Source organism: Streptomyces sp. NPDC006510 (assembly GCF_040611955.1).
GTDB lineage: Bacteria > Actinomycetota > Actinomycetes > Streptomycetales > Streptomycetaceae > Streptomyces.
Genome location: NZ_JBEXPH010000048.1, coordinates 1 through 16891, shown reverse-complemented (window position 1 = coordinate 16891; position 16891 = coordinate 1). Strand labels below are relative to the sequence as shown.

Genomic DNA, 16891 nt, shown 5'->3' with positions numbered 1-16891 from the left:
CCCTCCGACGCAGGAAACCCGGACGAGCCCGCCTCGGCGCCGCGGTCACCGCTGGGAGCTCGGCGCGGCCGAGGTGCGCGACCGGTTCACCACCGACTTTCAGCACACGCTGTTCGACCGGCCCGACGTGCGCAAGCGGTGGGTGCTGCGGCACCGCAACAAGGAGTCCGTCACCCAGATCGCGGGCGAGCTCGCCTGGTCGGTGGGGGCCAGCCTCGACCAGATCGTCCCCGCCGAACACCTCGGGCGTACCGTGCGGGCCGCGGTGCTGTACGACTTCGCCGAGTCCGTCGAGATGTTCACCGACGACGAGGACAGCGGGGACAGCGAGGCTCCCGCGAAGTGGTGGCACCTCAACCTGACGCCGTCAGTGGCCAAGACGCTCGACTGGTACATCCGGTGCTTCCCCGGCGAGGCGTACACGATCATCGGGGACATCCAGCGTCACGCGCGTACCACGGGAGCTGACTACAGTAAGGAGGTATCCGGCGTCCTCGCCTACTTCCTGGCCCTCCTGCGGTCGGGGGAAGACAGCCCCACTGGGGAGGCGGCTCGGTGTCGAAGGGACGCCAGTCCGGCGCAGGTGCGCGTTGATCAGGTTGAACGTGGCCTGTCGCTCGTCCGACGACCGGCAGCCCGTGCTCGTGGACTGAACACCACCGAAATCGGGTCCAGAAGCAGTGCCCCGCGGGCAGCCCGCGCTGCCCTGGGGGCTCCACGCGCGTGGAGGGCGGTGCCGAAGGCGTGCAGGACGTTGAGGCCCGCGTCTGTGGCGGTACCGCCCGCCTCCAGGAATCCGCGGGTGCGCGACTGGACTTGCTGTAGGCCGAGCGGGCCTGTGATGTACAGGAGTTCGTTGTCTTGAAGGGTGGACATTACGGGTGAGCGGCGCGTCCAGCCGGGCCGTGTTCTCGCTGACCTCGGCCGAGCGGGCGGCTGAGAGGGTGACCACCGCCCGCCGTCCATGGGGAACCCGGCCCGTGCTTCGCCGGTTGACGAGCCGCGTGAGGGCTGTCGCGGATGCCGCCTCGGGCATCGTGACGGCTCCCCCTTCGGCACGCGCCTGCCACGACTGGGCAAGATCCTCTACCAGGCAGACCCGACGCTACCGGGAGACGCCCATGAACAGCGGATGCGCGAGGACCGCCTGCTTGACCGTGACCAACATGGCGGATCATGGCACCCACCACCGACAACTCCTCACCCGCTATCCCACAACTCGTTAGGCCTGATGTCAGGCCTTCGGGCCCTACCCGTGGGCCCCAGGGGCGTCGGTACAGTCCGGGCCCAGGGCAGACGGCCCCGGTGATGCAAGAGAACCATGACGAGGTGATACGTGAAACGCAACTGCCGAATACGTGAGGGCATACACACGGGCACGGGGCAGACAGCGATTGAGTACCTGGCCCTGCTGGGGGTCGTGGCCGTCGTGGTCGGCGCGATCGCCGCCACCACCATCGGGGGCAGTATCTCCCGCTCCGCGCACCGCCAGGTCTGCCGCATCGGTGTGGCCACGGGCAGCAGCGCCGATTGCGGCGAAGACAACGATGTCACCGATACCGAGAGAGGGACGGATACTCATGATCCCGTCAAATCTGGCACCCTTCTCCGCAGCAAAGCTGGCGAGCCAGTCAGCAAGTCCGCCCGCACATCCCCCACGAAGGCGGTGAACGCGCTTCCCGACATGTGCTTCGAGGCGCGAAATTCGCAGTCGGCGGTAACTGTTCCGGGCAACGGCGTGACCGGGAAGATCGGCGCCTGGGGGTATGCCTGGCTGGCCAACTTCGTCATCGACAAGGTCAACAATGAAAAGAACAAGGAGAAACGGGTCAAGCAGACGCTCGACGACCTCGCCTGGTGCCTCCCCAGCTACAACATCGTCATCGCGCAGCCCCACGAGGGCAATCTGCAGGAGATGGACGGTACGGCGATGATCGAGACCGTCGAGATCAGCGGCACGACGTACCGCATCTACGCGTTCAAGACCGGCAAGTTCACCTGGGCGGAGGACGCCGACCTCGGTTGGAAGAACCGAGGGTTCCGCGGCGTGTACGACGTCAGTGAGGACAGCCGCACCGTCACGTTCAAGGAGCCGTCGAAGCCCAAGCGGAAGGAGGGCTGGAAGCCCGGCGACGAAGGCTGCCAGGTCGAGGGGCAGGAACCCCCCGACCGGAGCCGGTACTACAACACCTACAGTCCGCTGGACGACGAGGGGTCGACCCAGGCGGTACGGATGCTCGTGAACGACATGCGCCGCTGCTATCCCGACTACAACGTGGTCGCGATGCACTCAGAACAGAAATCGCACTGGATCGAGAAACCGGATTCGTTCGTCCACGAGGGCAGGTACCGGCTGAATTCGAACGAAAACCACGACGCCGAGCAGGGGGACGACATCGAATCGGGCCGAGCCGTCTTCGACATCTACGTCTTCGACAAGGGCGAGTTCAGCAACGACGGCGACGGCGGCTACACCAACTGGGCGTGGTACGGCAACTTCGACCGCGACGGCTCGAAGGTCAACTTCGACACCCCGGACCCCGCCGATCTGGACGCCGACCCCTACCCCGTCGGCTCGGGCACGGTCAACTTCAACGACGAGACGCCGAAGTACACGGACGGCGCCCCGTACCCCGGTACCGACTACTCCGGCAAGGTGCCTGGCGACGCCTCCGAGCTGACCCATTCGCTGATCGACGAGTACAGCCGCAGCTTCCCCGACAAGAACATCATCGCGACGAAGTCCTTCAACAACCTTTCCTTCACCAAAGTGTCCGGTCTCGAACACCTCGCGGTGGTGAACGGTGTCGACGTGTTCGCCCTGGACGCGGGAACCATCACAAACAAGGGCGACGGCGGCTGGAAGAACTGGGGCTTCACCGGCGACTACGACTACGACCAGGACGGGAAGGAAGTGACCTTCAACAAACAGTGAGAACGTCCCCGGTCAGGCCCCCCTGAAAGCTTCGGAGAGGGGGTGCCGACCGGGTAGGAGCTTCGGTCGCCGGAAGTGGCCCGCTCGCTCGCCACCTTCCCGGCTGAGCAGAACCACCCCCGGCCACCGATGGTAAGTGGATCGACTTGCCTTAAGGGTAGTGCGGGAGCTACCTTCACATGGTGAGTCCATCGACTTACCTTACTTCTCGGCGAGGAACAATCACCATGAATCGTCTTGCGGGCAAGCGCGCCCTCATCACCGGCGGCACGAGCGGCATCGGTCTGGAGACCGCGCGGCGTTTTATCGCGGAGGGCGCCGACGTGCTGGTCACGGGCGTCACCCCGGCCAGCATCGACAGGGCGCGGCAGATCCTCGGGGACAAGGTGCCGGTGGTGCGGGCCGATGCGCGCGATCTCGATGCGCAGCGCGGCCTGGCGGAGCGGGTGCGTGAGCACTTCGGGGAGCTGGACGTGGTGTTCCTGAACGCCGGTGTCTCGGACTGGCGGCCGTTCGAGGAGCACACGGAGGACAGTTTCGACCGGCTCTTCGACATCAACGTCAAGAGCGTCTTCTTTCTCACTCAGGCCCTGGTGCCCGTGCTGGCCAACCCGTCCTCGGTCATCCTCAACGCGTCCAACAGCGCGCACGGCGGCTACGTGCATTCGAACGCCTACGCCGCGACAAAGGCGGCTGTCGGCTCTCTGATGCGGTCGTGGAACGCGGACCTGCTCAAGTCGCACGGCATCCGGTTCAACGCGGTCAGCCCCGGCCCGGTGGACACCCCGCTGTACTCCGCCTCCAAGCTCGGGATCGAGGACCCCGCGCAGCAGACGGCGGTGCTGGAGGGAATCAGCGCCGGCATCCCGCTGGGTCGCATGGGTATGCCCGAGGAGGTCGCGGAGGCCGTCGTGTACCTGGCCTCCGATGCCTCCGCCTTCGCGGTGGGCCAGGACCTTATCCTGGACGGCGGCCAGACCGTCCTCTGACAGCGGGGACGCGGCCGGGAGATTGGCGAGGGGCGTGGGTATGCCGGTGGCGGACCGAGCGGAGACCGGTGGCGATACGTGCCAGGCCGGGTATCACGCGCAGATCAAGGAGGAGAACCGCGCGCGCATCATCCGTGCCGCCCGCGACCTCTTCCTCGCCCGGGGATACGACAAGACCTCCCTGGCCCAGATCGCCAAGGAGGCCCGCGTCTCCACCGGCACCCTGTTCAAGCGGTACCCCTCCAAGGCCGCGCTGTTCGCGGCCGTCACCTCCGAACAGTGGCAGCTGGACGTGGAGTACGCCGAACCGCCCCCGCCCGGTGACCCCCGGTACGGTCTGGACCACATCGGCCGCGACTACGCCTGCCTGGTCTCGCGGCCCGGTACGGCGGCGCTGTGCCGCCTCATCATCACCGAGCTGCCCCAGATGCCGGAACTCGCCGACATCGTCGGCACCGGCTTCGCCATCGACCGCGGACCCTTCTTCGACCGGCTCCGCGACTACCTGGACGCCGAGGCACAGGCCGGCACACTCGACTTCCGTTCGGCCGACGGACAGCCGCAGTCGGCGGCCGAAGTCGCCGAACAGTTCCTCGGCATGATCTGCAGCCAGTTCCTGTGGCCCCAACTCGTACGGACCGACTTCGTCCCGCCCAATCCCACCGACGCCGCGATCGTGGACGAAGCCGTCGCCCTCATGCTCAGCCGCTACGGCACCGGATCCTGACCCTCGGACCACCTGTTCACGCTGCCACAACGCCAAGACGTCATCCCTGTCATGACAGGCGCGGGTAGGGGTGACTCGACCGGCAACGAACACGGGCGAGCGCGACCGGTCATTCCCGCAACCAACAGCGGCAGTCGGCCGAGCCGGGTCGGCACTCCGCACCGTCGAGTCCGTCGGCCGCGTGCCCCTCGGGCTCCGGCCTGCCCCGTTACTCCGCGAGCAGTCGGCGCAGCCACCCCATCTGGGCGTCTGGCAGGCCTGGGAGAGGGTTGCCTGGGGGACGAGGCCGTCAAAGCCGTGGAAGCCGCCGGGCCATACGTGGAGCTCGGCGACTCCGCCGGCCTGCCACAGGCGGGTGGCGTAGGTGACGACCTCGTCGCGGAACGTCTCGGCCGAGCCGACGTCGAGGAAGGCCGGGGCAGCCCGGATAGATCCTCCGCGCGGGCCGGGGCGGCGTACGGGGAGACATCCGGGCCGCCGCGCCACTCGCCGAGCAACGCGGTCCACCCGGTCTCGTTGGCCGTGCGGTCCCACACGCCGAGGCCCGCCATCGCGTGGCGTACACCTCGCTGGACTTGACGGTGATTTCCTTGGGCGGATCACCGTGGACACGGGCACGGTGCGGGCGATCGGCACGGTTGTCAGCCAGAGTCGTCAAACTGTCCAGCGCGTGCGAGGTGATCGGCACCGACGTCCGTCGGTGTGGAACGTGCTCCCCGTGGCTCATGTCCCGGGGCAGCCGTTCACGGCGTGCGATCGGCGCGGCGGAGAACCGGGCGCAGGGTTTCGATGACGCCGGGGTCGTCGACGGTGGAGGGGATGGGTTCGTCGTGGCCGTCGGCGATGCCGCGCATGGTCTTGCGCAGGATCTTGCCCGAGCGGGTCTTTGGCAGGGCGGCCACGACCGTGACGTCCTTGAGGGAGGCGACGGCGCCGATGCGCTCGCGTACGAGCTGGACGAGTTCGGCCTCGACCTCGCCCGGTTCTCGGTCGCTGCCTGTCTTGAGGACGACGAAGCCGCGCGGGATCTGTCCCTTGAGTTCGTCGGCGACGCCGATGACGGCACATTCGGCGACGTCGGGGTGGGCGGCCAGGGCCTCTTCCATGCTGCCGGTGGACAGCCGGTGTCCGGCGACGTTGATGACGTCGTCGGTGCGGCCCATGACGAAGACGTAGCCGTCGTCGTCGATGTGGCCGCTGTCGCCGGTGAGGTAGTAGCCGTTGTATGCGGAGAGGTAGGAGGCGACGAAGCGGTCGTCGTCGTTCCAGAGGTGGGGAGCGCGCCGGGCGGCAGGGGGAGCTTCACCACGATCGCACCGTCGACACCCGCTGGTACCGGCTCGCCCGAGGCATCGAGGACGCGGACGTCCCAGCCCGGCAGCGGGCGGGTGGGGGACCCGGGCTTGAGGGGAGCGGCTTCGATGCCGACCGGGTTGGCGACGATGGGCCAGCCGGTCTCGGTCTGCCACCAGTGGTCGATCACCGGGATGCCCAGGAGGGTGCTCGCCCAGTGGTAGGTCTCGGGGTCGAGGCGCTCGCCGGCGAGGAACAGGTGGCGCAGGCCGCTCAGGTCGTGATCCGCAGTGAGTGTTCCCTTCGGGTCCTCCTTGCGGATGGCCCGGAATGCGGTGGGCGCCGTGAACATGGTCTTGACCCGGTGGTCGGCGGCGACGCGCCAGAACTGGCCCGCGTCGGGGGTGCCGACCGGCTTGCCCTCGTAAAGGACCGTGGTGGCTCCGGCCAGCAGGGGCCGTAGACGATGCAGGAGTGCCCGACGACCCAGCCGACGTCGGAGCCGGTGAACATGGTCTCGCCCGGGCCCACATCGTAGACGGCGCCCATCGACCACTGGAGCGCGACCGCGTAGCCGCCGCAGTCACGCACGACTCCCTTGGGTTTTCCGGTCGTTCCGGACGTGTAGAGGATGTAGAGGGGATCGGTGGCGGCGACGGGAAGGCAGTCGGCCGGCGTTGCGGCCGCGACCGCGTCGGCCCAGTCGAGATCGTCGGGCCCCAACTCGGCCCGCTCCTGCGGGCGTTGCAGGAGCACGCTCTTGTCGGGCTTGTGGGCCGCGAGTTCGATCGCCTGGTCGAGAAGGGGCTTGTACGCGATGACCCGCTTGCCCTCGATGCCGCAGGAGGCGGAGACCACGACCTTGGGGGCCGCGTCGTCGATGCGCAGGGCGAGTTCGCGCGGGGCGAACCCGCCGAAGACGACCGAGTGCACCGCGCCGATCCGTGCACAGGCCAGCATCGCGACGACGGCCTCGGGGACCATCGGCATGTAGATGACGACCCGGTCGCCGTGCCCCGCCAGTGCTCCGGCGAAGGCCGCCACCTCGTCCCTCAACTGCGCGTAGGTGTAGGTGCGTTGGGTGTCGGTCACGGGTGAGTCGTGGATGAGCGCGGGCTGTTCACCCCGGCCGGCCTCGACATGCCGGTCGAGCGCGTTGAAACAGACGTTGAGCCGTCCGTCGGGAAACCAGCGGTAGAAGGGCGCGCCGGAGGAGTCCAGGGCGCGGCGCGGGGCGACGTCCCAGTTGATGCCCTCCGCCGCCTTCAGCCAGAAGCTCTCCGGGTCCTCGGTACTGGCGCGGAAGACATCCTCGTACGTTCCCATCGCGCACTCCTTTGTGGCATCGAGGGACGGTGGTGTGACAGCGTGCGGAACAGTGTCGAACACAAGCACCGCATGCCGGTCGGCGTGGTCGAGCAGGATGCCGGTGACCGGTGAACCCGGTCACCGGCATCGCGGTGGTGCGGCGGCCTGGCGGACAGGCCTGACGTCAGGCGCGGCTTTCGCTCACGTGCCGAGGTGCTTGCGGAGCCACTGGCCCATCTGCCCGATGGCCTGGTCCACCTCGGGTACGCGTCCGGCGCCCATGATGAACGAGTGCTGCCCTTCGGGCATCGCGTGGGTCTCGGTGGTGACCTTGAAGTCCGCGAGGCGGCGGCCGAGCTGGGCGCCGTCGTCGGCGAGGGTCTCGTACTCACCGTAGTGGACGAGCGTGGGCGGCAGGCCGGTCAGGTCGGCGTTCACGAGGCTGATCTGCGGGTCGGTGAAGTCCACGGCGGGGTCCTGCAGCCAGGCTTCGCGGAAGAACTCCAGGGACCCCCGGCTGAGTATCTTGTCGTTCGTCTCGTTGGCGTCCACCGCCGGGTTCCGGAGCGTGAGGTCGGTCCAGGGGGAGACGCTGACGATCGCGCCGGGCGTGGCCTCGCCCTTGGCGAGCAGGCGCAGCGGCAGCATCACCGCGAGGGTGCCGCCGATCGAGTGGCCGGTACTGCCGATGTTCCGCGGCTCGTAGCCCTGGGAGAGCAGCCACCGGTAGGCGGTCTCGGCGTCGTCGAGCTGCGCCGGGTAGGGGTGTTCGGGCGCCAGGCGGAAGTCCACGACCAGCGAGCGGGCGCCGGCCGCCTTCGCGATGTGGCCCGCGGCCTTGCGGTCGGAGTGCATGGAGGCCGCGACAGAACCACCGAAGTGGAAGTGCAGCAGCGCGCGGTCGGGGTCGGCCCCCTCGGGGGTGGCCCACAGCGCGGGGACGCCGTCCGCGTCCACTTCGGCGTAGGTGACGCCTTCCGGCTCGGTCGACGCCTTGTGGCTCGAGTCGATGATGTCACGGATGACGGCCAGGTCGAGGCCCGGTGTCGACGACTTCGCGCTCACACTCGCGAGGAACTCCGCGAACTCGTGTGCCTCTGGGCTTATTCCCATGGTGGTGCTCCTTCTCAGGCGGGTGCCGTGCCGGGTTCCCCTGCGGCAGCCGGGTCGATCGCTGGTCATGACACTACTGGCTGAGTATGGAAAAGTAAACTCAGACGAGATCGCCCTGATGGATGCAAGGAGATCCTTCAGGGCATCGGAGATGGGCCCCGTCTCGACCGGGGAGCACGTCCAGCGGCTCGATCGCCCGGACCCCGGGGGGCCGTCGGTGAGACGTAGAGGGCTCTGATCCCGTGCAGATCTGGTACGGCGTGTCCCTGCCGGAGTGCTTGCGGAGACTGCATCTGACCTGCGCAACGGTTGCGTCGACCACTTGTCGGCTGGGCCGCCCGCGAGTTCGCCTTCACCCTTCAGGTGGTCACTGAGAACGACGCCTGGTGCGGATGCGGGAGGGCGGTGCTGTGGGCGCACTTGTGTCTACCGGAGCTGCGGACGGCCCCGCAGCACACCGAGAAAGGGGGAGCGGCAAAGGAGCCGCCTTCTGCGCTGACGAGGCAACAGCAAGTCCCCCGCCGGTCCTCTCGCGAAGCGATCAACCCCCCGGAACTCCTACCGCTGCAGATCGGCGGCCCGGGATCCGAGTTCCCTTCCCGTCAGGACCCTGTACTGCAGGCCGCGAAACTCGCGTTCGGAATCCTGGGGTGAGCTGACGCTGCCGAGCCACCCGAGAACGAACGCTGCAGGTACGGAAACCAGGCCTGGGGTCTGGAACGGATACCAGTCGAAGTGTGCTTCCGGCCACAGCGCGAACACGGTTCCCGAGACGACGGGCGAGAAAGCCGTGAGGACGGTGCAGAACAGTAGACCGCCGTAAACGGACCACAGTAGTCCTCTGCGGTTGAACCGGCGCCAGAAGAACGAGTAGACCAATGCGGGGAAGATGCATGACGCCGCGACACTGATCGAGAAAGCACCAGGAAATCAGTCGGATACCGGTGGATGGCAGCGGCCAGTGAAAGGCCCACCGCGCCCACGATGACGGCGCCTGCGCGCAGTGCTCGTATTTCCCCGGTTTCGGTACGGCGGCGCCTGCCTCGCGCGAACACGTCATGGGCGAACGAGACGGCGGCGGCGAAAAAGAACGTCACACTGGTCACAGTTGTGAGCACGGCGAGGAAGATGACGCACGCCATGAGCGTGATGAGCACGACGCGTCCTGTCGAACCGTCACGGAGCACGCCCGCAGCCAGCAGGATCGGGGACGACTGCCCGCTGGGATCGACTGCACCGATACCGGCGGCGCCCACCACGGCCGCTGATGCGAACCCCGTGGCGATCAGGAGGAGGATGAAGACACCGACCAGTCCTGTGGCGATACCCGTGGAGCGCCGCGCCGCGCCGCCTGCCCGGTCCGAGACGCACCGATCCGTAGGAGCAGGTGAGGCATCACGGCCGTGCCGAGGATGAAGACCATGTGGTTGCCGAATGTGTTGAGCGGCCCGAAGCTCGCCGTGTACGGCCACAACCCCGGACTCAGGTAGTCGTCCGGTGCCACGCTTTTGTCTATCGCGGCCGACAGCATCGATCCTGGATCCCAGTCGAATTTCCTGAGGGCCAGCAGTGTGACCACCGCGAGCGTCGCCAGGGTGATGGGTACCTTGGCGACGTGCATGAAACTGTTGCCCCGCAGACCCGCCACCGCCGCGACGCAGGCGACGAGGCAGCCCATCAGCACGTACAGATCACCTCGGTCCCGTCGGACGAGGCGCCGATCAGCAGGGCCGTGCTGGTGCCGGCGGCCCGCAGTTGGATCATGAGGATGGGAATCGTGATGGCCAGTGTCACCGCGGTCGCGACGATCCGGGGCCCCGAACCTGACGCCCGCAAGGAGAAGAGGTCGCCGAGAGCGTAGCGACCGCTGTTGCGTATCTTCTGCGCGAAGAGCAGCAGCACGCCGAGCATGAGAAGGCCGTCGAGGGGCGAAAGTGAAGCCGTCGTAACCGAACAGGGCAGTGCCCCCGGAGACTGTCAGCAGAGTGACGACCGAGATCTGCTCGCCGGCCAGCGCGAATCCGTTGAAGACGGGGGAGAGGGCCCGGTCGGCGACATAGAGCCCTTCCGGGCTGTCATTCTCCGCCGTGGCCAGTGTGAAGAGCCACAGCAGAGATACTCCGATGAAGATCAGGAAGGCGAGGATCACGGGCCGTCTCGCGTCTGAACCGATGGGGTCCAGTACGCCCGAGCCCAGGATGTTCATGGTCACCGCTTCACCGCCAGGAACTGTCGGGGACGGCATCCGGCATCTGGCTGTGGAGCACGCCGGTCAGAGACTGCTCGATGGGATCGGACGACCGCGTACTTCGATTCTCGTACAGCCAGTCGGTGGCGACGAAGAGTCCGCACTGCAGGATGCCCCATGCCATCGCGGCGGTGTCGTGACCCCTCCGGTCACTGTGCCGGAACGGAGGGGCTGTTGCCGGCCGCGTCTCAGTCGTTGTCGGGCGCCATGGAGACCACGACCTTGCCGGCCTTGGTGCGGCCCTGCTCCACGTGTGTCATCGCCTCGAGCGTCTGGTCGAAGGGGAAGGTGCTGTCGATGACCGGGCGGAGTTTCCCGCTGTCGTAGAGGGCGCCGAGCTTGCGTAGCTGTGAGCCGTTGGCCTGCATGAAGAAGAACTCGTAGCGCACGCCCAGCGCCTTGGCCTGCTTGCGGACCTTGCGGCTGAGCGTGTTCATGATCAGGCCCATGACGGAGGGGGCGCCGAGCTGCTTGGCGAAACCGGCGTCGGGCGGGCCGACGACACTGATGGCCAGGCCGCCGGGCTTCAGTACGGTCAGTGACTTCTCGAGGTTCGCCCCGCCCAGGGAGTCCAGCACCAGGTCGTAGCCGGAGAGCACCTTGGAGAAGTCTTCCTTGGTGTAGTCGACGACGACGTCGGCGCCAAGGCTCCTGACCAACTCCTCGGACCTGGTGTTCGCGGTCGTCGCCACCGTGGCGCCGAGGTGCTTGGCGAGCTGGATGACCGTCGACCCGAGGCCGCCGGCTCCGGCGTGGACGAGCACTTTCTGCCCCGGCTTCACGTGCGCGCGCTCGACGAGGATCTGCCAGGCGGTCAGGGCCACCAGCGGCACCGCGGCCGCCTCCTCCAGGGAGAGTGAGGCCGGCTTGGGGGCGACATCGTCCGCGTCGATCGCGATGAACTCCGCGAAGCCTCCGACCCGCAGGTCGCGCGGGCGGGCGTAGACCTCGTCGCCGACCTTGAAGCCGTGTACGGCGGAGCCGACCTGTGTCACGACGCCCGCCACGTCGTGGCCGAGCACGAACGGGCGCTTGTACTTCAGGATCTGCTTGAACTCCCCGTTGCGGACCATCTTGTCCAGCGGGTTGATGCTGGCGGCGCCCACTCTGACCAGGACGTCGCGGGCGCCGATGGTGGGCTCGGGCACATCTGCGGCGCGGACGCCGTCCTTGCCGTACTTCTCGACGACGAAGGCCTTCATGTCGGCCGCCTTTCTGCGCGGTGTTTCGGTGGCTGATGCGATTCTTCGGGCGGGTCCCCCTGCGCGCCCGTTGCTCGCGTGCGGCCGGGTTGATGTGCCGGCCACGACGCTACTGGCTGAGTATGGAAAAGTAAACTCAAAGGGGTTAGAATCATCCCCATGGATGCAACGACCGAAGCTTTGCAGGACGCCGGCGTGGACCCCCGTCTCGACCGGGACGCGTCGAACTGCTCGATCGCCCGGACCCTTGAGGTCGTGGGCGAGAAGTGGACGATCCTGATCCTGCGCGAGGTCTATTACGGCTCGTCCCGTTTCAGTGAGTTCGAACGCGTCCTCGGCTGTCCTCGCAACCTCCTCGCGGCGCGGCTTCGGATGCTCGTGGAGGAAGGGATCCTGGCCACCGAGACCTACAAGGAGCCTGGCTCGCGCAGCCGGCCGAAGTACGTGATCACGCGCAAGGGTGTGGATCTGGTCCCGGCCGTGATGGGGCTCCTGCAGTGGGGCGACCGCTACCGCGCCGACCCGGAGGGCCCGGCCATGCTCTCCAGGCACCGTGGCTGCGGCGCGCACGTCGACGCCCAGATCCGCTGCGACCGGGGCCACGCCGTGCGGCCGGAAGACATCGAGAGCATCCCCGGCCCCGCCTTCCGCCTCAGGCCCGCCGAGTGAACTGAGCGCGGTGGTGCCAGGAGTTCGTGATGGGCTCAGTCTGCCGGGGTGTCCTCACTCCGTCTGGCCCGGGCCTGGTGGAGGCGGACCTTCGTGCGGTTGCCGCAGCGGGACATGGAGCACCAGCGGCGGTTGCGGGCGGGGGAGCGGTCCACGAAGCGCAGGGCGCATTCGTCCGCGCCGCAGACACGTACCCGCCGGATCTCGGAGGACAGAAGCAGATCGACGGCGTCCTGGGCGATCAGCGCCAGCGCGGCCGCGGCGTCGGCGGCGATGCTCGCGGTTCCGGCGGGCTCCAGGCGCCGGTCCGTGACGGCGATCTGCAAGGCGGGTCGAGGAGCCTCCGCTGCTGATCGGTTGAGCACGGTGATGTCGCCGGACAAGGGCAGCCGGTCGTCGGCGACGGCGAGTACGGCCCGGTCGACCGTCTCGCGCAGTCGTCGACCCGACGCCAGGACGGCGGCATCGGCGCTGTCGTGGGAGCCCGGTGTGAGCAGGCCGGCCTGCTGAAGCCAGAGGACCAGGTCGTCCGGGTTCCGGAGAGTCTCCTCCGGCGCGGTCCGACACCGGTAGCGGAGGGTGTTGGTGAAGTCCAGGCAGACCCGCCCGCCGTCCCAGATCCACATGTCGTCCGTTGCCACTCCTCCATTCTGCACGTTAGCTTAACCGTCTAAGACGGTTAGCCGTGCCGAGGAGGCGCATTGATGGGACAGCCGACAGTGACGACCGGAGTGGCGCAGGTGGACGGGGTCCGCCTGCACTACGTCCGGGCGGGATCCGGCCCCCTGCTCGTGCTGCTCCACGGCTGGCCGCAGACCTCCGACTGCTGGCGGCCGGTGCTGACGGATCTTGCGGCCGACCACACTGTTGTGGCGCCAGGCTGCGGTCGTGGGGCATGATCGCCCGTTCCGGTGATCTTCCGGGATCCCGCCAGGACAGGCCGCATCCGATACCTCACCGAGAGGGTCGCTGCCCAGCTCAAGGCGATTCTTCGCTGGGGAAATCAAGCACCGATGGACCTCTCCCTGATCCGGCATCCCGTTCTGGTCGCGAACGGCTGCAGACGGCGAGGACGACCGCATGCATCCAACACGAGCATCGTTCGACCTCGCGCATCGCCTGCAGAACGCCTCACTTCGGATCTACCCCGATGCCGGCCCTGGCGGCGTCTTCCAACACCACGAGCAGTTCGTACCGCATGTTCTGGAGCTTCTTCGATGAGCTCCCACACCGGAGGTATCAGAAAGATGAGTCTGAAGAAGCCGGTTCTTGGTTCCGCGGGCCTCGGGATCGCCGTGATCGGGTTGATCTATCTCCTGGCTCCCCACCTCCTGCTCGACATCTACGGGGTCGACATCCAGTCGCCATCGGAGGCGAACATTTTCAGGAGCGGTTCCGGGTCACTGTTCGTAGCCGTGGCGATCCTGTTCTGCCTGGGAGCCTCCAATACGCGGTACACCAGGACTTCGCTCATCACGTTGTTCACCTTCATGAGCGGCCTGGCTGTGGGGCGCCTGGTCAGCATCGTGGCGGATGGGTGGCCCCATCCGCTGCTGATCGCCGTTCTTGTCGTCGAGGCTTCCTACGCCGGCGCTGCGGCCTATGTGTTGCGGGTGGAGGACTCCTCCCCGCAGCTGAGGGAGGCCGCCTGACAGTCAACGCCCCCGTGTGGCAGGGCGCACGACAACAGCTGGCCGGGCATAGATCACCGCTGCGTGACGCTGAAGCTGACGCCGGGAAGCCGCCGTTCGAGATGGTGGACCACACGGTCGCCTCCACCGTTTCCCCGCTACGGGAGCCGGCCGATGCCGCCGCCGGCGTGTTGATGAACAGATCGTTCGATCGGGAGTGAGTGTGCCCCCTCGCGAAGGGGGTGGGCCGCCCCAGCGGAAAGGAAGCAGTCCATGGACGAGCAGGGTGAGCGCTTCGACGTCGTCGTACTCGGCGCGGGCCCCGGCGGATACGTAGCCGCCATCCGGGCCGCCCAACTGGGCAAACGTGTCGCCGTCGTCGAGGAGAAGTACTGGGGCGGCGTCTGCCTGAACGTGGGCTGTATCCCCACCAAGGCCCTGCTGCGCAACGCCGAGCTCGCACACATCTTCACCCGCGAGGCGAAGACGTTCGGCATCAAGGTCGAGGGGGAGGTCTCCTTCGACTACGGGGAGGCCTTCCGCCGCAGCCGCCGGGTCGCGGACGGCCGGGTCAAGGGCGTCCACTACCTGATGAAGAAGAACAAGATCACGGAAATCAGCGGTCGCGGCGCCTTCCTCGACCCGCACACGCTCCAGGTGGCCGACTACGACGGCAACACCCGCACCATCGGCTTCGATCACTGCATCATCGCCGCCGGGGCGAGCCCCAAGCTGCTGCCCGGCACCCGCCGTACGGCGCGCGTGGTGACGTTCGAGGAGCAGATCCTCGCCGAGGACCTGCCGCGGTCGATCGTGATCGCGGGCGCCGGGGCCATCGGTGTCGAGTTCGCGTACGTACTGCACAACTACGGCGTGAAGGTCACGATCGTCGAGTTCCTGGACCGGATCGCCCCGCTGGAGGACGCCGAGGTCTCCGCCGAACTGGCCAAGCAGTACCGGAAGTTGGGCATCGACGTCCTCACCTCGACCCGCGTCGAGTCGATCGACGAGTCCGGTCCGCAGGTCCGCGTCACCGTCACCGGCAAGGACGGCGCCCAGCAGGTCCTCGAGACCGACAAGGTCCTGCAGGCGATCGGCTTCGCGCCGAACGTCACCGGCTACGGCCTGGAGAACACCGGCGTGCGGGTCACCGAGCGCGGCGCGATCGATGTCGACGGCCGTTGCCGCACCTCGGTTCCGCACATCTACGCCATTGGCGACGTCACCGCGAAGCTGATGCTCGCGCACGCCGCCGAGGCCATGGGCGTGGTCGCGGCCGAGACGATCGCGGACGCGGAGACCATGGAGCTGGACTACGTGATGATCCCGCGATCCACCTTCTGCCAGCCGCAGATCGCCAGCTTCGGTTACACCGAGGCGCAGGCACGGGAGAAGGGCTTCGACGTCCAGGTCGCCAAGTTCCCGTTCACCGCGAACGCCAAGGCCCATGGCCTGGGCGACGCAAGCGGGTTCGTGAAGCTGATCAGCGACGCCAAGTACGGCGAGCTCCTCGGCGGTCACCTCATCGGACCCGACGTCACCGAACTCCTCCCCGAGCTGACCCTGGCCCAGCAGTGGGACCTCACGGTCCACGAGGTCGCCCGCAACGTCCACGCCCACCCCACCCTCGGCGAAGCGGTCAAGGAAGCCGTCCACGGCCTCGCCGGCCACATGATCAACATGTAGAGGGGTGCTCGCCGCGGCGGCAACAGGGCCCGCTGGGGCTCGGATCGGCTTCGCGCCCTTTGAGCCTGCGAGGGCCTCCGAGACTTCCCGAACAGGAGCGCCCGGCAGGATCGCCCTGTACGAGATCTACGACCTGGCCGCGACCTTGGCTGGGTTGCGATCTGGTTTGCTGCGGCGCCGAAGACGTCGTGCGCGATGCGATGCGGTCGTCGCTGAGGAGGTCGCGGTGTGCTCTGGAGAACTGGCAGGCGGAATCGGCAGCCGTGACACGTTGCGGGTCGGGTGGTGTGCGTCGTTTTCCTGGTTGCCTGGGTTGGGCGGTCAGATCTGGACGAGGGCCGGAGGCGGTACGAAGCCGTCTACTTCCCGGCCGAGCAGTGCGGCGAATTCGATGGTGGTGAGATCGCCTCCGCTCGGGCCCATGGCCTGCAGACCGATGGGCAGTCCGCTTCTGCCCTTGCGCACGGGGATGGTCGTTGCCGGCCCTCCGGAGACGTTGGCGACGGCAGTTCAACAGGCGTCCGGCCAGTCCGGGACGGATCGAGGGAGTGTGTGCTTTGCCGACTGGCAAGCACTTGGCCTGGTCCCAGTAGGGCACCCGCGGGGCGACGCCGGACCCGCCCTGCTCTCGGACCTGTGCGCCGCCGCAGGCCATGTCGGCTTCCGTCCATCGTCCGGCGCCCGGGCCGTATGGCACATGCCCGATGAGCGGTATCGACCGCCAGGTCGACTTGTGACCGTACAGGCCGTTGAAGTGGGACGGGATCCTGGTCGATCCACCGATCTCCGAGCCGAAGTCGAACGTGGTGAGGCCCGCGGCGGTGGCGACGGCGCCGCCTCCGGCGGATCCGCCCGAGGTGCGGGTGGTGTCCCACGGGTTCGATGAGGGGCCGAACACAGGGTTGTCGGCCTGGACGTCCTGGTTGCCCGGAGGCATGTTGCTCTTGCCCATGATCACGGCACCGGCCGCGTGCAGCCGCTTGACCGCTTCGGCGGGCACTGTCACGTTGACTGACCGGGTGGGATGATCTTCGGGTTGGTCATGCTGGGAGGGGTCGTCCGTGGACAGCGCGCCGCCGTCGTACAAGGG

General features: G+C 67.7%; 15 protein-coding genes and 4 pseudogenes. 8 read left to right on the top strand and 11 right to left on the bottom strand.

Annotated elements, in window-relative coordinates:
• Window positions 1-73: 73 nt before the first annotated feature.
• From ABZY11_RS17105 to ABZY11_RS17090, 4 genes are all read left to right on the top strand, one after another.
• On the top strand, window positions 74-865 hold the full coding sequence (locus tag ABZY11_RS17105; protein WP_356479890.1) for a hypothetical protein: 792 nt from the start codon (window positions 74-76) through the stop codon (window positions 863-865).
• A 471-nt stretch (window positions 866-1336) separates the two neighbouring features.
• Window positions 1337-2935: a hypothetical protein gene (locus ABZY11_RS17100; protein ID WP_356479889.1), complete on the top strand. Its 1599-nt coding sequence runs from the start codon at window positions 1337-1339 to the stop codon at window positions 2933-2935.
• Between the two features lie 227 nt (window positions 2936-3162).
• Complete coding sequence (locus tag ABZY11_RS17095; protein WP_356479888.1) at window positions 3163-3924, top strand: SDR family oxidoreductase; 762 nt, start codon at window positions 3163-3165, stop codon at window positions 3922-3924.
• A gap of 40 nt (window positions 3925-3964) precedes the next feature.
• Complete coding sequence (locus ABZY11_RS17090) at window positions 3965-4651, top strand: TetR/AcrR family transcriptional regulator (protein ID WP_356479887.1); 687 nt, start codon at window positions 3965-3967, stop codon at window positions 4649-4651.
• 208 nt (window positions 4652-4859) lie between these two features.
• Here the strand turns inward: ABZY11_RS17090 and ABZY11_RS17085 are convergent.
• The 8 genes and pseudogenes from ABZY11_RS17085 to ABZY11_RS17050 form a co-directional block, all read right to left on the bottom strand.
• Window positions 4860-5202, bottom strand: a pseudogene (locus tag ABZY11_RS17085) (alpha/beta hydrolase fold domain-containing protein); the annotation flags it as partial.
• Window positions 5203-5394: 192 nt separating this feature from the next.
• Window positions 5395-7270: pseudogene (locus ABZY11_RS17080) on the bottom strand (AMP-binding protein).
• Between the two features lie 183 nt (window positions 7271-7453).
• Window positions 7454-8365 (bottom strand): alpha/beta hydrolase, encoded by a 912-nt coding sequence (locus ABZY11_RS17075; RefSeq protein WP_356479886.1) that lies wholly within the window; start codon window positions 8363-8365, stop codon window positions 7454-7456.
• A 602-nt stretch (window positions 8366-8967) separates the two neighbouring features.
• Entirely contained in the window at window positions 8968-9690 is a 723-nt protein-coding gene (locus ABZY11_RS17070) for a hypothetical protein (protein WP_356479915.1), read from the bottom strand.
• The gene (locus tag ABZY11_RS17065; protein ID WP_356479920.1) at window positions 9651-10049 is read right to left on the bottom strand and encodes a hypothetical protein; all 399 of its coding nucleotides are present in this window, start codon (window positions 10047-10049) and stop codon (window positions 9651-9653) included. The genes ABZY11_RS17070 and ABZY11_RS17065 overlap by 40 nt, the downstream gene beginning before the upstream one ends.
• Window positions 10043-10276: a hypothetical protein gene (locus ABZY11_RS17060; RefSeq protein WP_356479885.1), complete on the bottom strand. Its 234-nt coding sequence runs from the start codon at window positions 10274-10276 to the stop codon at window positions 10043-10045. The genes ABZY11_RS17065 and ABZY11_RS17060 overlap by 7 nt, the downstream gene beginning before the upstream one ends.
• 305 nt (window positions 10277-10581) lie before the next feature.
• A complete protein-coding gene (locus ABZY11_RS17055; protein ID WP_356479884.1) occupies window positions 10582-10737 on the bottom strand; it encodes a hypothetical protein in 156 nt (51 codons plus the stop codon).
• 64 nt (window positions 10738-10801) lie between these two features.
• Entirely contained in the window at window positions 10802-11815 is a 1014-nt protein-coding gene (locus ABZY11_RS17050; RefSeq protein WP_356479883.1) for an NADP-dependent oxidoreductase, read from the bottom strand.
• A gap of 159 nt (window positions 11816-11974) precedes the next feature.
• On the opposite strand from ABZY11_RS17050, the gene ABZY11_RS17045 reads away from it, so the two are divergent.
• The gene (locus ABZY11_RS17045; RefSeq protein WP_356479882.1) at window positions 11975-12484 is read left to right on the top strand and encodes a helix-turn-helix domain-containing protein; all 510 of its coding nucleotides are present in this window, start codon (window positions 11975-11977) and stop codon (window positions 12482-12484) included.
• Between the two features lie 35 nt (window positions 12485-12519).
• Here the strand turns inward: ABZY11_RS17045 and ABZY11_RS17040 are convergent, their stop codons facing one another.
• On the bottom strand, window positions 12520-13125 hold the full coding sequence (locus tag ABZY11_RS17040; RefSeq protein ID WP_356479881.1) for an ABATE domain-containing protein: 606 nt from the start codon (window positions 13123-13125) through the stop codon (window positions 12520-12522).
• Window positions 13126-13188: 63 nt separating this feature from the next.
• On the opposite strand from ABZY11_RS17040, the pseudogene ABZY11_RS17035 reads away from it, so the two are divergent.
• The 3 genes and pseudogenes from ABZY11_RS17035 to lpdA all read left to right on the top strand — a co-directional run.
• Window positions 13189-13362 (top strand): annotated as a pseudogene (locus tag ABZY11_RS17035) (alpha/beta hydrolase); the annotation flags it as partial.
• A 369-nt stretch (window positions 13363-13731) separates the two neighbouring features.
• On the top strand, window positions 13732-14136 hold the full coding sequence (locus tag ABZY11_RS17030) for a DUF4345 domain-containing protein (protein ID WP_356479880.1): 405 nt from the start codon (window positions 13732-13734) through the stop codon (window positions 14134-14136).
• A 252-nt stretch (window positions 14137-14388) separates the two neighbouring features.
• Window positions 14389-15801 (top strand): dihydrolipoyl dehydrogenase, encoded by a 1413-nt coding sequence (gene lpdA / locus ABZY11_RS17025; RefSeq protein WP_356479879.1) that lies wholly within the window; start codon window positions 14389-14391, stop codon window positions 15799-15801.
• Between the two features lie 321 nt (window positions 15802-16122).
• On the opposite strand, the gene ABZY11_RS17020 is transcribed toward lpdA, so the two are convergent.
• Together ABZY11_RS17020 and ABZY11_RS17015 are read right to left on the bottom strand one after the other, a co-directional pair.
• Window positions 16123-16266 (bottom strand): hypothetical protein, encoded by a 144-nt coding sequence (locus ABZY11_RS17020; RefSeq protein WP_356479919.1) that lies wholly within the window; start codon window positions 16264-16266, stop codon window positions 16123-16125.
• A gap of 232 nt (window positions 16267-16498) precedes the next feature.
• Window positions 16499-16801 (bottom strand): annotated as a pseudogene (locus ABZY11_RS17015) (amidase family protein); the annotation flags it as partial.
• Between the last annotated feature and the right edge of the window lie 90 nt (window positions 16802-16891).

What these genes read in the sequence shown, in the direction of transcription:
- ABZY11_RS17045 (WP_356479882.1), top strand. Translation starts at nt 11,975, where the DNA reads ATGGATGCAACGACCGAAGCTTTGCAGGACGCCGGCGTGGACCCCCGT.
- ABZY11_RS17055 (WP_356479884.1), bottom strand. Translation starts at nt 10,737, where the DNA reads ATGGCATGGGGCATCCTGCAGTGCGGACTCTTCGTCGCCACCGACTGG.
- lpdA (WP_356479879.1), top strand. Translation starts at nt 14,389, where the DNA reads ATGGACGAGCAGGGTGAGCGCTTCGACGTCGTCGTACTCGGCGCGGGC.
- ABZY11_RS17075 (WP_356479886.1), bottom strand. Translation starts at nt 8,365, where the DNA reads ATGGGAATAAGCCCAGAGGCACACGAGTTCGCGGAGTTCCTCGCGAGT.
- ABZY11_RS17095 (WP_356479888.1), top strand. Translation starts at nt 3,163, where the DNA reads ATGAATCGTCTTGCGGGCAAGCGCGCCCTCATCACCGGCGGCACGAGC.
- ABZY11_RS17050 (WP_356479883.1), bottom strand. Translation starts at nt 11,815, where the DNA reads ATGAAGGCCTTCGTCGTCGAGAAGTACGGCAAGGACGGCGTCCGCGCC.
- ABZY11_RS17030 (WP_356479880.1), top strand. Translation starts at nt 13,732, where the DNA reads ATGAGTCTGAAGAAGCCGGTTCTTGGTTCCGCGGGCCTCGGGATCGCC.
- ABZY11_RS17060 (WP_356479885.1), bottom strand. Translation starts at nt 10,276, where the DNA reads ATGCTCGGCGTGCTGCTGCTCTTCGCGCAGAAGATACGCAACAGCGGT.
- ABZY11_RS17090 (WP_356479887.1), top strand. Translation starts at nt 3,965, where the DNA reads ATGCCGGTGGCGGACCGAGCGGAGACCGGTGGCGATACGTGCCAGGCC.